The organism is Streptomyces ossamyceticus (genome assembly GCF_001418475.1).
GTDB classification, from domain to species: Bacteria; Actinomycetota; Actinomycetes; order Streptomycetales; family Streptomycetaceae; genus Streptomyces; species Streptomyces ossamyceticus.
In genome coordinates this window covers 16,267-30,134 of the sequence record NZ_LIQX01000051.1, presented here as the reverse complement: position 1 = coordinate 30,134, position 13,868 = coordinate 16,267, and the positions used below count along the sequence as shown (strand labels likewise).

The 13,868-nt window shown below is 71.5% G+C and carries 10 protein-coding genes; 5 read left to right on the top strand and 5 right to left on the bottom strand.

Annotation, left to right across the window (positions count from 1 at the left end):
- The first annotated feature begins 209 nt into the window (after positions 1–209).
- Positions 210–2,135: a sialidase family protein gene (locus tag AOK15_RS04875; RefSeq protein ID WP_055513125.1), complete on the top strand. Its 1,926-nt coding sequence runs from the start codon at positions 210–212 to the stop codon at positions 2,133–2,135.
- A gap of 175 nt (positions 2,136–2,310) precedes the next feature.
- Positions 2,311–3,549, top strand: coding sequence for a DUF5005 domain-containing protein (locus AOK15_RS04870; protein WP_055513123.1), 1,239 nt, complete (start codon positions 2,311–2,313; stop codon positions 3,547–3,549).
- Here the strand turns inward: AOK15_RS04870 and AOK15_RS04865 are convergent.
- A complete protein-coding gene (locus tag AOK15_RS04865; protein WP_107099336.1) occupies positions 3,488–4,528 on the bottom strand; it encodes a bile acid:sodium symporter family protein in 1,041 nt (346 codons plus the stop codon). The two genes, AOK15_RS04870 and AOK15_RS04865, sit on opposite strands and share 62 nt — an antisense overlap.
- 144 nt (positions 4,529–4,672) lie before the next feature.
- On the opposite strand from AOK15_RS04865, the gene AOK15_RS04860 reads away from it, so the two are divergent.
- Both AOK15_RS04860 and AOK15_RS04855 read left to right on the top strand, forming a co-directional pair.
- Positions 4,673–5,548, top strand: coding sequence for a LysR substrate-binding domain-containing protein (locus AOK15_RS04860; protein WP_055513119.1), 876 nt, complete (start codon positions 4,673–4,675; stop codon positions 5,546–5,548).
- 308 nt (positions 5,549–5,856) lie between these two features.
- On the top strand, positions 5,857–7,683 hold the full coding sequence (locus AOK15_RS04855; RefSeq protein WP_055513117.1) for an AMP-dependent synthetase/ligase: 1,827 nt from the start codon (positions 5,857–5,859) through the stop codon (positions 7,681–7,683).
- 60 nt (positions 7,684–7,743) lie between these two features.
- Here AOK15_RS04855 and AOK15_RS04850 read toward each other — a convergent pair whose 3' ends face one another.
- Complete coding sequence (locus AOK15_RS04850) at positions 7,744–8,520, bottom strand: hypothetical protein (RefSeq protein ID WP_055513115.1); 777 nt, start codon at positions 8,518–8,520, stop codon at positions 7,744–7,746.
- A gap of 231 nt (positions 8,521–8,751) precedes the next feature.
- Between AOK15_RS04850 and AOK15_RS04845 the strand changes: the two genes are divergently transcribed.
- On the top strand, positions 8,752–9,588 hold the full coding sequence (locus AOK15_RS04845; protein WP_055513113.1) for an aldo/keto reductase: 837 nt from the start codon (positions 8,752–8,754) through the stop codon (positions 9,586–9,588).
- Between the two features lie 123 nt (positions 9,589–9,711).
- Here the strand turns inward: AOK15_RS04845 and AOK15_RS04840 are convergent, their stop codons facing one another.
- From AOK15_RS04840 to AOK15_RS04830, 3 genes are all read right to left on the bottom strand, one after another.
- On the bottom strand, positions 9,712–10,665 hold the full coding sequence (locus AOK15_RS04840; RefSeq protein WP_055513110.1) for a class I SAM-dependent methyltransferase: 954 nt from the start codon (positions 10,663–10,665) through the stop codon (positions 9,712–9,714).
- 92 nt (positions 10,666–10,757) lie between these two features.
- A complete protein-coding gene (locus AOK15_RS04835) occupies positions 10,758–11,351 on the bottom strand; it encodes a dihydrofolate reductase family protein (RefSeq protein WP_055513109.1) in 594 nt (197 codons plus the stop codon).
- A 251-nt stretch (positions 11,352–11,602) separates the two neighbouring features.
- A complete protein-coding gene (locus AOK15_RS04830; protein ID WP_055513107.1) occupies positions 11,603–13,318 on the bottom strand; it encodes a glycoside hydrolase family 6 protein in 1,716 nt (571 codons plus the stop codon).
- Between the last annotated feature and the right edge of the window lie 550 nt (positions 13,319–13,868).

Sequence of the window (13,868 nt, the reverse complement as noted above, 5' to 3'; positions counted from 1 at the left end):
CTTTTCAGGGGCGCGGGGAACTGCGCGAGAAACCACGACGCACCCGCACCCGCCGACGAACCGCGCACCCCCGAGCTAGATGGCGCCCGGAGACACCACCCGCACGGTTCTTGTCGGCCCCCCTGACCCCCCGTACCGTCTGAGGCCGGACATCGGACGTGGGACGTCCGATGTCCCCTCATCCGGACGCATGAAGGGCTGGCCGCACCGTGCCGTCAAGTCTTCGCGCACGTCTCAGATCCACCCTCACCGCCTTACTCGCCGCCTCACTCACCGCCGTGCTCACCACCTCCGCACTCCTCGCCCTCCCCCACCCCGCCGGAGCGGAGAACCGACCAAGGACCGGCGCCACCGAGTTCGGGCAACAGGTTCTCTTCAAGGCCTCCCAGGACCCCGGCTACGCCTGCTTCCGCATCCCGGCGATCGTGCGGAGCACGGCCGGCACCCTGCTGGCCTTCGCCGAGGGACGCGTCCTGAACTGCGGGGACGCGGCCGACATAGACCTCGTGCTGAAGCGGTCCACGGACGGCGGCCGCACCTGGGGCCCGCTCCAGGTCGTCAACGAGGGCGCCGGCGACACCCATGGCAACCCCGCCCCCGTCGTGGACCGGGAGACCGGCCGCATCGTGCTGGCGGAGACCTACAACACGGGCCGTACGGACAGCGCGAGCTGCGACGTGCCCTGTGACCGCACCCCGCACCTCCAGTACAGCGACGACGACGGACTGACCTGGTCCGAGCCGCGGTCGCTCGCCGAGCGGATCCGTCCGGCCCACTGGAACTCCTGGTACGCCACCGGGCCGGTGCACGGCATCCAGCTCACCCGGGGCCGCCACGCGGGCCGGCTGGTTCTCGGGGTGAACGCCGAGACCTGGGCGGACGGCCGGGTCTCCGCCAACCACGCGGCGCTCGTCATCAGCGACGACGGCGGCGAGAACTGGCGGATCGGCGCCACCGACACCTGGCCGATCGCCACCGACGGAACGTTCCGGCAGAAGCCGTCGGAGCTGACGCTCACCGAACGTGCCGACGGCTCGGTCCTGGTGAGCGGACGCGAGCAGGACGGCACCGACCTCGGGCACCGCAGCCAGACGGTCAGCCGGGACGGCGGTCGCAGCTTCGCCGCCCCGTTCCGGGCACTCCCGGACCTGTACATGCCCCAGGTGCAGGGCTCCGTGCTGCGGCTGGGCGACCGCATGCTGCTGGCCGGGCCCGCCGACCCGGACCGCCGCCGGACCATGGCGATCCGCTCGTCGTACGACGGTGGCCGCACCTGGGAGAGCGTGGACCGGGGCACGGTCGTCACCACCGACTGGTCCGGCTACTCGGACCTGGTGCGGATCGGCCGCGGGACCGACGGCGCCGGCGACGTGGTGGGGCTGCTGTACGAGGGCGGTGCCGTCGACGCCCGCGACGAGATCCGCTTCGCCCGGTTCACGGAGGACTGGCTGAAGCCGCGCCGGGGTCCCGACCCGACGACTCCCGACCGGGCGCCCGGCGGCGGGCGGGCCGCCGTGCTCGGGGGTGCGCGGTCCACGGACGGGGCGTTCGGGGGCGCGATCGCGTTCGACGGCGCCGACGACGCCGTACGGCTGCCGTACCGGTCCCGACTGCCGCTCCACGACAAGGAGTTCACCGCCTCGCTCTGGTTCCGCTACACGGCGGCCGGCGGGGAGCATCCGCTGCTGTGGATGGGCGGGGTCGGGACCACGCAGCCCCAGGTGTGGGTGCGCGGTGAGCCGGCGTCGGGGAGGCTGACGGGGCTGATGACCATGCGGGACGGGGCCGCGCCGCCCAGGACCGTGTCGGTGCGGTCGACGGGCGCGTACAACGACGGGCGGTGGCACCATCTGGTGCTGCGACGTGGCGGCGGGCAGCTGACGCTCTTCGTGGACGGTGCGCGGTTCGCCGTCGCCGACGTCGCCGGATCGGTCAGCAGGAACTCGCCGTTCGGGGTGCACCTCGGGCAACGCGTCGACAGCCGCGTGCACTTCACCGGGGCACTCGACGAAGTCCTCGTCTTCGACCGGGCGTTGAGCGACGACGAGGTGGCCGGACTGCGGGCCGGGGACCCGGCCCCGCGGCGCGGCGCGATCCTGTGGCTGCCCATGGACCGCGTGGACCGGGGTCACTAGGGTCCTTCTGATGGATCTCCGTGGGAGAAGGAGCGGCGTTCGGTGCGTGCTCTCGGTGTGCCGGGCGGAAGCCCTCGTAGCGGAGCTACCAGGGCTTTTGTCCGGTGCGGCGAGAGGGCGTGCCGGGCGTCGTGACGCCGCGGAGATCCGTCAGAAGGGCCCTGACGTCCCTCCCGTGCCCGACGACGCGGGAGCACGACGGCGGACGGGGGCGGGACCGGTCATCGTTCTGGCCCTGGTCCTCGCCCTCGCTGCCGTGCTGCTCACCGCCCTCCCGGACGACGACCGGGAGGGCGGCCGCACCTGCACGGCCCGCACCGTCCGGGACTGGGACCCGGACGAGCCGCTGACCGGCGAGTTCGCCCGCTACGGCGACGACGCGACCCGCACCGACGACTGGACCGGCGGCGACGGCACCCACTCGGTGCGCCTGCCCGACGGGCGGGTGCTGTGGCTGTTCTCCGACACCTATCTGGGTCAGGTGCACGCACCGCCCAACCCGGTCGGCGAGTCCGTGGCCTGGCGGGACGTCGCGACGCCGCTGCTGCGCAACTCGGCCGTCGTCATGTCCCCCTCGGGCCGGCTGGAGTCCACGCTCCCGGCCCCCGTCTTCCCGGACCCCGCCCCGCGGCAGTGGCGCTGGCCGGTGGCCGCCCGGGTCGAGCCCCGCTCCCCCGGCTCCGCCGAGAAGGTCGTCCGGGTGCTGCTGTGGACGCGTACGGCGGGGCAGGCGCCCTGGATCTACGGGGTGCCCACGGCCACCGAGGTGGCCACGCTGTCGCTGCCCGCGCTGCGGCTGGAGGGGATCACGACGGTCCTGGACCAGGCGTCGGTCGCCGATCCCGCCCGGCGGGTGCTGTTCGGGACGACGGCCGTCGACGCGGGCGACTGGACGTACGTCTTCGGCGGCACCGACGCCCAGGCCGCGTCCCGGCCGACCTCCCACGCGTATGTCGCCCGGGTGCCGCGGGGCAGGCTCGGGGAGCCGGGCGCGTGGGAGTACTGGGACGGCTCGCGCTGGGCGGTGCGGGCGCGGCCCGCGGCGGTGCTGGGCGACGGGAAGGACAAGGGCGTCGGCAGTGCCTTCAGCGTCGTCCGGGACGGGCGCACCTATGTGCTGTTCACGATGGCCGCCGGGACCGAGGGCCTGACGACCGTCACCGCGTACTGGGCCTGCTCCCCCACCGGGCCCTGGCACGGGCCCACGAAGGGGTTCGGGCCGCCGCTGCCGAAGGACGGGGTCGCGGCGTACAACCCGCAGGCGCACGAGGCGCTCGGCGGCGACGGGCGGCTGGTCCTCAGCTACGACGTCAACTGGCTGGACGCGAACGCGGCGGCGGCGCAGCTGAACATCACACGGGATGTGTCCCTGTACCGACCACGGTTCGTGTCCCTTCGTCTCGCCGCTCCGTGACGTCCGCCTCCTCGGGGTCGTGCGAGCGGCGCTTGGCGATGACCGCGCAGACCATGAGCTGCATCTGGTGGAACAACATCAGCGGGAGCACGGCGAGGGACGCCTCCGCGCCGAACAGGACGCTCGCCATGGGCAGTCCGGAGGCGAGGGACTTCTTGGAGCCGGCGAACTGGATGGCGATCCGGTCGGCCCGGCCGAAGCGCAGGAGCTTCGCGCCGTACCAGGTGAGCGTGAGCATCACCGCGAGGAGCACGGCCTCGACGACCAGCAGTCCACCGAGCCGCAGCGGGCTGACCTGGCTCCAGATGCCGCGCACCATGCCCTCGCTGAACGCGACGTAGACGACGAGGAGGATCGAGGCGCGGTCGACGAGGCCGAGGATCCGCTTGTGCCGGGTGACGAAGCCGCCGATCCAGCGGCGGGCGAGCTGCCCGGCGACGAACGGCACCAGCAGTTGGAGCACGATCTTCCAGACCGCGTCGGCGGAGAAGCCGCCCACACTGCCGCCGAGCAGGCTCGCCGCGAGCAGCGGGGTGATGACGATGCCCGCGAGGGAGGAGAAGGATCCCGCACAGATCGCGGCGGGAACGTTCCCGCGGGCCATCGAGGTGAACGCGATCGACGACTGGATGGTCGAGGGGACGAGGGTGAGGAAGAGCAGACCCGTGTAGAGGGAGTGGCTCAGGAACACCGGTTCGAGGCCCCGGGCGGCCAGGCCCAGCAGCGGGAAGACGATGAACGTGCAGGCCAGGACGGTGACATGGAGCCGCCAGTGCTTCAGTCCGTCGAGGGCCTCACGGGTGGAGAGCCGGGCGCCGTAGAGGAAGAACAGGAAGGCGATCGCGGCCGTGGACGCGCCGGAGGCGACCTCGGCGGCGGCGCCCCGCGCCGGGAGGAGCGCCGCGAGGCCCACCGTCCCGAGCAACAGCAGGATGTAAGGGTCGATCGGCATCCAACTCGGCCAGCGCAGGCGTTTCACGGTGCTCCACGTGCTTTCGATCGGAGGTGCGGCGGGGGCCGGAGAGCCCCTCTCCATGGTCCTCTCCCCCCTCGTGATCGGGAATCCGTCATACGGCTCTTACTGTCATCGCGTTTCATGATGACCGGGGGTAGGGTGCCCCTCATGTACGACCCCACTCACCTGCGGACGTTCCTCGCCGTGGCGCAGACGCTGAGCTTCACGCAGGCGGCGCGGCGGCTGGGGCTGCGCCAGTCCACGGTCAGCCAGCATGTGCGCCGCCTGGAGGACGCGGCCGGGCGGCAGCTGTTCACCCGGGACACCCACTCGGTGGAGCTGGCGGAGGACGGCGAGGCGATGCTGGGGTTCGCGCGCCGCCTGCTGGAGGTGCACGAGCAGGCGACGGCGTTCTTCACCGGGACCCGGCTGCGCGGCCGGCTGCGCTTCGGCGCGTCGGAGGACTTCGTGCTGACCCGGCTGCCGGAGATCCTGGAGAGCTTCCGGTACGACCACCCCGAGGTCGACCTGGAGCTGACGGTCGAGCTCTCCGGCACGCTCCACGAGCAGCTGGCCGCGGGCAAGCTCGACCTGGTGCTGGCGAAGCGGCGCCCGCAGGACCCGCGCGGCGAGCCGGTGTGGACAGACCGGCTGGTGTGGATCGGTGCGGAGCGGCTGCGTCTCGACGCCGACCGTCCGGTGCCGCTGATCGTCTACCCGCCGCCGGGCATCACCCGCGCACTGGCCCTGGAGGCGCTGGAGCGGGAGGGCCGCGCCTGGCGGGTGGCCTGCACCAGCGGCAGTCTCAACGGCCTGATCGCCGCCGCCCGCGCGGGCCTCGGCGTGATGGCTCATTCCCGTCGTCTGGTGCCCCCCGGTCTGGTCCGGGTGCCCGAGCGGGCGGGGCTGCCGGAGCTGGGCGAGGTCGACTTCGTGCTCGTGCACGGACGGCGGCCGGGAGCGGCGACGAGCGCGGCGGACGCGCTGGCCGCGGCGATCCTCTCCGGCGGCGACCGCCTCCACGGCCGGGCCCGCGGGGCGTGACGGCACGGTGCCCGGCTGCGCTGGAACTGATGTCGGTCCGTGCGACCGGAAGCCGCCGGGGCCGGACGTGAAGCGGCGCGACCCGGCCCCGGCGGCGGCCGTAATCGGGTCGTACAGATTCGGTGGAGATTACGGTGCCGAAACCTACTGCGCCGTAAGGAGTTTTGCCCGAACTCGGCCCGTCTGCACACCTTCTCCGCCACCCGCTCGTACTGATCTTGCCGATTCGTCCCCTCCGATTCCCCTCCCATCCCGGCTCCCGGTGAGGTAGCTTTCACGCGCTGTGCGGAGCGCCACGAGGAGCGGGTTTGCGCGAGTTCACCAACCCTCCGTTGGCGTCGGCGCCGCCGGTGGGCGGTCTGGCCGACGTCGTCTTCGAGTACGCCCAGGAGGACCCGACGTACATCGCGCTCGGCCGCAAGGACGAGCGGGGCGAGTGGCGCGACGTGACCTCCGCCGAGTTCCGTGACGAGGTGCTGGCGCTGGCCAAGGGCCTGCTGTCGCAGGGGGTCCGGTTCGGCGACCGGGTCGCCATCATGTGCCGCACCCGGTACGAGTGGACCCTGTTCGACTACGCGCTGTGGACCATCGGCGCCCAGGTCGTCCCCGTCTACCCGACCTCCTCCGCCGAGCAGGTCTTCTGGATGCTGTACGACTCCCAGTGCACGGCCGCGATGGTCGAGCACGAGGACCACGCGATGACCATCGCGACGGTCATCGACCGGCTGCCGCAGCTGGGCCGGCTGTGGCAGCTGGACGCGGGCGCCGTGGAGGAGCTGTACGAGTCGGGCGCGCAGCTCGACGACGAGGTGGTGCACCGGCACCGGCGGGCGGTGACCCCGGAGTCGGTCGCGACGATCATCTACACGTCCGGGACCACGGGCCGCCCCAAGGGCTGTGTCATCTCCCACGCCAACTTCATGGTCGAGGCGGACACGGTCATCGAGCGCTGGGCGCCGCTGTTCGAGTCCCGCAGGGGCCAGGAGCCGGCGACCCTGCTGTTCCTGCCGCTCGCGCATGTCTTCGGGCGGATGGTGCAGGTGGCCGGGATCCGGGGCAGGGTGAAGTTCGGCCACCAGCCGCAGCTCAGCGCGGCCGTGCTGCTGCCGGACCTGGCCGCCTTCCGGCCGACGTTCTTCCTCGCGGTGCCGTACATCTTCGAGAAGGTGTTCAACGCGAGCCGGCGCAAGGCCGAGCGGGAGGGCAGGGCGGGCCCGTTCGAGAAGGCCGTCGAGGTCGCCGTGAAGTACGCCGACGCGATCGAGGCGAAGGCCTGGGGCATCGGGCCCGGCCCCTCGGCGGGCCTCAGGATGCAGCACCAGTTCTTCGACAAGGTCGTCTACGCGAAGATCCGGGAGGCCATGGGCGGCCGGATCAAGTACGCGATGTCCGGCGGCTCGGCGATGGACCGCCGGCTCGGCCTGTTCTACGCGGGCGCCGGCATCCACATCTACGAGGGGTACGGGCTGACGGAGTGCACGGCGGCCGCGACGGCGAACCCGCCCGAGCGCACCCGGTACGGCACCGTCGGCCAGGCCATCCCGGGGATGACCGTGCACATCGCGGACGACGGCGAGGTGTGGCTGCGCGGCCCGAACGTCTTCCAGGGGTACCTCAACAACCCCAAGGCCACCGACGAGACCCTGCACGACGGCTGGCTCGCCACCGGGGACCTGGGCGCGCTCGACGAGGACGGCTATCTCACGATCACCGGGCGCAAGAAGGAGATCCTGGTGACCTCGGGCGGCAAGAGCGTCTCCCCGGCGATCCTGGAGGAGCGGGTGCGGGACCATCCGCTGGTCGCCCAGTGCATCGTCGTCGGCAACGACCGGCCGTACATCGCCGCGCTCGTCACGCTCGACGCGGAGGCGGTCGAGCACTGGATGCAGATGCACGGCAAGCCGAAGCTGTCACCGGCCGACCTGGTGCGCGACCCGGAGCTGGAGACCGAGGTGCGGCGGGCGGTGGTCGCCGCCAACACCCTGGTCTCGCAGGCCGAGTCGATCCGCACGTTCCGGATACTGGCGCACCAGTTCACCGAGGAGCAGGGGCTGCTGACGCCGTCGCTGAAGCTGAAGCGGAAGGCGATCGAGAAGATGTACGCGAAGGAGGTGGAGGCGCTGTACCGGGCGTGAGAGCGCCGGGGACGCGCCCCGCCCTCCTTCGGACGCGCCCGCCCTTCTTCGCGCACCGGGTCAGACCAGCTGGTAGCCCCGCATGTTCCGCAGCAGCATGTGGCAGTTCTGCAGGGAGCCCGAGGTGTCGCCGAGGGAGCGGTAGATGCCCCACTTGGGGCGCAGCCGGTCGGCGAGGAAGGTGTCGACGCCCGTACGGGAGACGTCGATCAGGGTCGTCGAGCCCTTCTTGAGGATCCAGCGCACCGAACCCGCCGAGCCGTCGCCGACCTTGACCTGGAAGTCGACGTCGGTCCAGGAGTCGTGCAGGGGCGCCAGATCGGTACGGCCGACCAGGATGTCGTCGATGGGCAGCTTCAGCTCGATGGTCTGGGCCCCGTTCACCCGGCGCAGGGACTGCACCACGAGCGGGGAGGTGCCGTTGCCGGGCTGCTTCATCTGCATGATGTGGGTGAAGCTGGTGGTCGCCTTGAGGGAACTCGGCAGGTACATCTGGTAGGTGACCCGCCAGGTCTGCCCCTCGGTCCAGCGGAGGAAGCCGCTGCCGGTGCGCAGGCCGGTGACCTCCTGGCGCTGCCGGTCGGTGGAGGTGTCACGGTCGACGGTGTGCATGTCGAACCGCCAGGTGTCGCCGGTGGCACGGATGTGCGGCGCGGCCGCGGTGTGGGAGTCGGCGCGGTCGTCCTCGACGGTCTCGAAGGCACGGAGTCCGTCCGCGCTCGCCGAGGGGGACCACTTCAGCTGCCAGGAGGCGGCGTGCGCGGTGGCAGGCGGGCCGAGGGCGGCGGCCGTGCCGCCGAGTGCGGCGCCGAGGAGGGTCCTGCGAGTGGGGGTCATGGCCATCCATTCACGTACGTGACCGGAGTTCAGTGATGTACGTCGGGCGTTGGCAAGAATTCCCGCGTGACGGTGTTCGGTCAATGGTCCGGACCGATAACGTGGAACCGTCGGATCCATTTCCGGCCATTCTGCGATTCGGTGCGCGAGCGGGCCGCTCAGGAATGCATCGCGCGCCGTGATCGTTGACGATGGGAAGCACCAACCGACGACTTTAAGGATCGAGAGCTCGTGAGCAGCAAGGTCCCCCCGATCATCCTGAACAACGGCGTCGAGATGCCCCAGCTGGGCTTCGGCGTCTGGCAGGTGCCGGACGACGAGGCCGAGCAGGCCGTCGGCACGGCGCTGGAGGCCGGCTACCGCAGCATCGACACGGCCGCGATCTACGGCAACGAGCGGGGCACCGGCAAGGCGCTCGCCACCTCCGGCGTCCCCCGCAAGGACCTCTTCGTCACCACCAAGCTCTGGAACACCGACCAGGGCTACGACGCCACGCTCCGCGCCTTCGACGAGTCGCTGGACAAGCTCGGCCTGGAGTACGTGGACCTGTACCTGATCCACTGGCCGATCCCGGCCCGCGGCACCTACGTCGACACGTACAAGGCGTTCGAGAAGCTGTACGCCGACGGCCGCGCGCGGGCCATCGGTGTCTCCAACTTCCTTCCGGAGCACCTGGAGACGCTGATCGAGGCGACGAGCGTCATCCCGGCGGTCAACCAGATCGAGCTGCACCCCCACCTCCAGCAGCACGCCTCCCGCGAGTACCACGCGGAGCAGGGCATCGCCACCGAGGCCTGGTCGCCGCTCGGCCAGGGCAAGGGCCTGCTGGAGGTCCCGGCGATCGTCGCCATCGCGCAGAAGCACGGCCGCACCCCGGCCCAGATCGTGCTGCGCTGGCACCTCCAGCTGGGCAACGTGGTCATCCCCAAGTCGGTGACCCCGTCCCGCATCAAGGAGAACATCGAGGTCTTCGACTTCTCCCTGGACGTCGAGGACATCGCCGCGATCAGCGCGCTGAACGAGGACCGCCGCATCGGTCCCGACCCGGCGACCTTCGACATGGCCTGAGGCGTGGCCCGAGACCCGGCCTGAGGTCCATCGCGGCCGACGTCGACCGACGAGACCGCCCGCCGGAGATGCTCCGGCGGGCGGTCTCGTGTGCCGCGGGCGTCCACCGCCGCCGTACCCGCGTCACGCGCGGGCGAGGTGGACCGTGTGGGCCGCGAGGACGAACACATCGGGGCGATGGTGCAGGCTCGCCTTGTCGTCGGGGTCCAGGAGCCGGTCCAGTGTGGAGAGGTCGGACGGGTCGAGGTGGTCCGCGTACTCCGCGAGGGTCTCCCGACGCCGCTGGAAGAGGGTGAGGGTGTGGGAGCGTGCCGCGTCCGACGCCGGGGCCGGCAGGTCCAGCAGGAAGGTGCGGGAGGTCGCGTCGCGCAGGCCCGCGGCGGTGAGCAGGCCCGGCCAGTCCTCCGCCTCCTCGACCGTGCCGGGCAGGGCGGCCCGCATCTCGCCGAACCACAGCTCCTCGACCGCGTCGAGCCGGGACTGGAGTCCGGGGCGGCCGATGCCGATGTCCCGCGGCAGGAACCGCGCGGGCAGTCCGCCCTCGACGAGCGCCAGCACCCCGCCCGGGGCCAGCCGTTCGGCGAAGGCGGCGAGGCCGGCCCGCTGGTCGCCGAGGTGGTGCAGGCTACGGCTCGCCCACAGCACATCCGCGGGGTACTCCAACTCGGCCAGGCCCGCGGGGAGGTCCGCCTCCAGGGTGGCGAACCGGTCGGCCACGCCGAGGCGTTCCGCCCGGGACCGGGCCCGCTCCAGCAGCGGACCCGAGCCGTCCACGGCGACGATCCGGGCGCCGGGGAACGTGTCGGCGAGCAGCGTGCTCACCACGCCCGGACCACTGCCCGCGTCGACGACGAGACCGGGCTCCGGCTGCCGCTCGGCCACCCAGGCGGCGGCCTGGCGGTTCAGCGGCGCGAACAGCTCCGCCTGCTCCTCCAGGTGCTCGGCCAGCTCGGCCCAGTCGATGTCGGTGTGGTCGTGGCACCCGTGTCCGTGCCCCCGCCCTTGACCGTGTCCCTGGCCGTGGCCCTGGCCGTGGCCCTGACCCTGACCCTGGCCGTGCTGGTGGTGGTGTCCCATGGTGGTGAGCCTCTCTTCCGGTTGCCGTCAGCCTGCGCCGACGCACCCCAGAACGGCAACCTCCCTTGCCGTAACGGCAAACTCGCCTGGCCTCAGCGCTTCTCGGCGGCCCGGTAGACACAGACGTTCACACCCGTGGGGCTCGTGACCGTGGAGACCAGCTTCAGGGTGTGCTTGGCGCCGCCGTCGGGGAAGATCGTCTTTCCGCCGCCGAGGACGACCGGCATGACCATCAGCCGCAGCTCGTCGACGAGGCCCTCGTGCAGGAGGGTCCGGGCGAGGCTGGGGCTGCCCATGACGAGCAGGTCGCCGCCCTCGCTCTCGCGCAGCTTGCGGAGGTGGGCGACCGCTTCCTCACCGGGGACACGGGTGGTGTTCCACGTCAGCTCGTCGTCGCCGAGGGTGCTGGAGACCACGTACTTGGGGAGGGCGTTGATCCGGTCGGCGAAGGGGTCACCGGCGCGCTCGGGCCAGGCCCCGGCCATCGCCTGCCAGGTGCGGCGCCCGTACAGCAGCGCGTCGGCCGCGCGCAGCGCCTCGTCCCAGGCTCCGCCGACCACCTCCGGGTCGAAGAACTCCTGCGTCCAGCCGCCGTGGGCGAAGCCGCCGTCGGTGTCCTCCTCGGGGCCGCCGGGGGCCTGCACGACGCCGTCCAGGCTCATGAACTCGGTGATGACGATGCGCATGGGGTGGTCTCCTCGTCCGTGTGGGGTGTACGGCGGTGAAGACCGGGCTGCCGTCCCGAACTCATCGCCCCACCCGCCCACACCACGGTGACGTGCGTCACACCACCATGCCACCGCAACGGCCGCAGCCGCCCGTCCCCGTGGTGAACGGGGGCGGGCGGCCGTCGCTCGTGCGCGTGTGCCGTGCGACCGGATCCGCCAGGGGGTGGGGGAAGTGCGCGCCCCTGGCGGATCCTCTCAGCCGGCGGAGGTCACAGCGCCGGGTACGCGTTCCGCATCAGCTGCTGGAACTGGGAGGAGAACCAGTGCCCGGACAGCGGGGCGTTGCCCAGGGCGCCGGACATGTTGTTGTTGTTCCGCGGGTTGCCCGTGTACGTCGGGTCGCACATCCGGTCGAAGCCCTTGCCCTCGTCGTTCGGGATCTGGGAGCTGGCCCCGTCGGACTCACCCGGGGGCTTCATCCACACGTAGGCGTCGATCCCCGGCGCCGGGGCGGCCTGCGGACGCTCGCCGAGACCGGCTCCGGACTGGTTGCACCAGTTGCCGGTGTTGAGGCGGCGGTCGTAGCGCCCGCCGTCGACGTAGGTGTCGACGCTGGTCGTCGCGCCCGGTCCGGTGGGCCGCGCGGTGCCGCCCCAGCCGTTGCGGGAGGTGTCGATCAGCATGCCGACGTTCGCGTTGAAGCCGGCCGAGACGGCCTGCGTCCGGAAGGCCTGGGCGAAGGACAGCTCGTCGACGTAGCGGTTCCAGTCGACCCACTTCGACTCACGGACCGACTTGCCGGCCACGTTGTCGTTGATGGTGAAGTTGTTCTCCTTCAGGGCGCTGTAGTTCGCCGTGTTGGTGATGAAGCCGTGGACGTCGTCCACCGTGGCGCCCTCGGCGGTCGCCGCCTCCTTCATGATGGCGGCGGAGGGGGCGAAGTTGTCGTCCCAGCCGAGCCAGCCGTGGTGGCCGGCGTCGACGTAGTTGTAGACGTTGGGGACGTCGCCCAGCTTGTTGAGCGCGTAGCCGACACCCTTGACGTAGTTGCCGTTGGCCTTCATCACGTCGCACTGCGGCACGGCCGTCGGACGGCTGCCGGTGTTGGTGACGAGGTTGGGCAGCGAGTCGATCTCGACCGTGGTGACGATGCGCAGCGAGGCGTACTTCGGGTCGGCGAGGATCGCCTTGATCGGGTCGATGTACTGCGTCTTGTACTTGTCGATCTCGTCGGCCTTGAGCTCGCCGTTGGAGGCGAGGGCCGAGCAGTCACGGCCGGGCAGGTTGTAGATCACCAGCTGCACGACGAGCTGGTCGGAGCCCTTCTGCCGCAGCGCCTCGTCGAGGTGGGCCCGCAGCCCCATCTTGCCGCCGGCGCCCGCGATGGCGGCGCTGCGGTCCAGCCACACACCCGTCGGCTGGTTGGCGATCCGGCTGCCGCCCGGCTCGGCGGCGGCGTTCGCGGACCACTCCGGGTTCACGTACACCTTGGCGCCGGCGTACGGGTTGTCCACCCGCGAGCCGGGGTTGCCCGGGTCGGGATCGGTGGGACCGCCGCCGCCCCCGTCGTCGACATTGCAGGTCACACCGTCGAGTGTGAAGGTCGCCGGGAGGGCGTTGGAGCCGCTGTAGGAGGCGTTGAAGCCGAAGCTGACCGAACCACCCGTCGGGAGCGACCCGTTGTACGTCTCGTTGGAGGCCGTCACCGCGCTGCCGCTCTGGGAGATCTTCACGTTCCAGCCGTTGCCCACCCGCTGGTTGCCCGCGTACGACCACTTCGCGGACCATGAGGACTTCGCGGCGCCGTTGTTGGTGATCGTGACGGCGGCGGTGAAGCCGGTGGACCACTGGTTCTGCACCTTGTAGTCGACGGTGCAGGGGATCGCCCGGATGCCGGAGTCGTCCGGCACGGCGGCCACCGCGGTCCCGGCGGCGCCGGCGACCAGCGCCATCGCCGCGAGGAGTGCTGTTCTGGTACGGCTCATGAGTGCGGGTTTCCTCTTCCGTAGTGGGGTGTACGTGGAGGTTCCGTAGGGGGTCGTACGGGGTGCCCGTCCGCCGAGGCGGCGCGGACGCTCGCTCGGCCCGACGCCCGACGACGTGGGACTGTCGTCGCGGGCGGGGTTCAGGCCGGGCCGGCGGGAGCCGGCCATGTGCTCCGGTTCCGGCCCGGGCGAAAAGCGGATCGCCACGGGGCGGGGTGGGTCGGTTCCACGGCCGCGGACCCAGGTCGCAGGTGTCCGCGGACCCGCCGGACGACCCTGCCGCCGGGCAGCTCGGACACCGGCGGCCCGTCACCGTCCCGCGGGACGAGCCCGCTCACGGAGACGAGTAAAAGACCTGAACGCGGAGGGTGGCGCATGAGCGACTCCTTGCAGATCGGGCGCGCCGTGACGGCCGCGTCGACTGGTGGAACCGCTCCCACTGGTGCTGGTGAAGGTAGCGCCAAGCGACGGTAAAAGACAGGGGTGTTGCGTTATTGCCCACCACAAATCTTTTCGCCCGTCGTCGAATCTTTTCGACTCTTCAAGCACC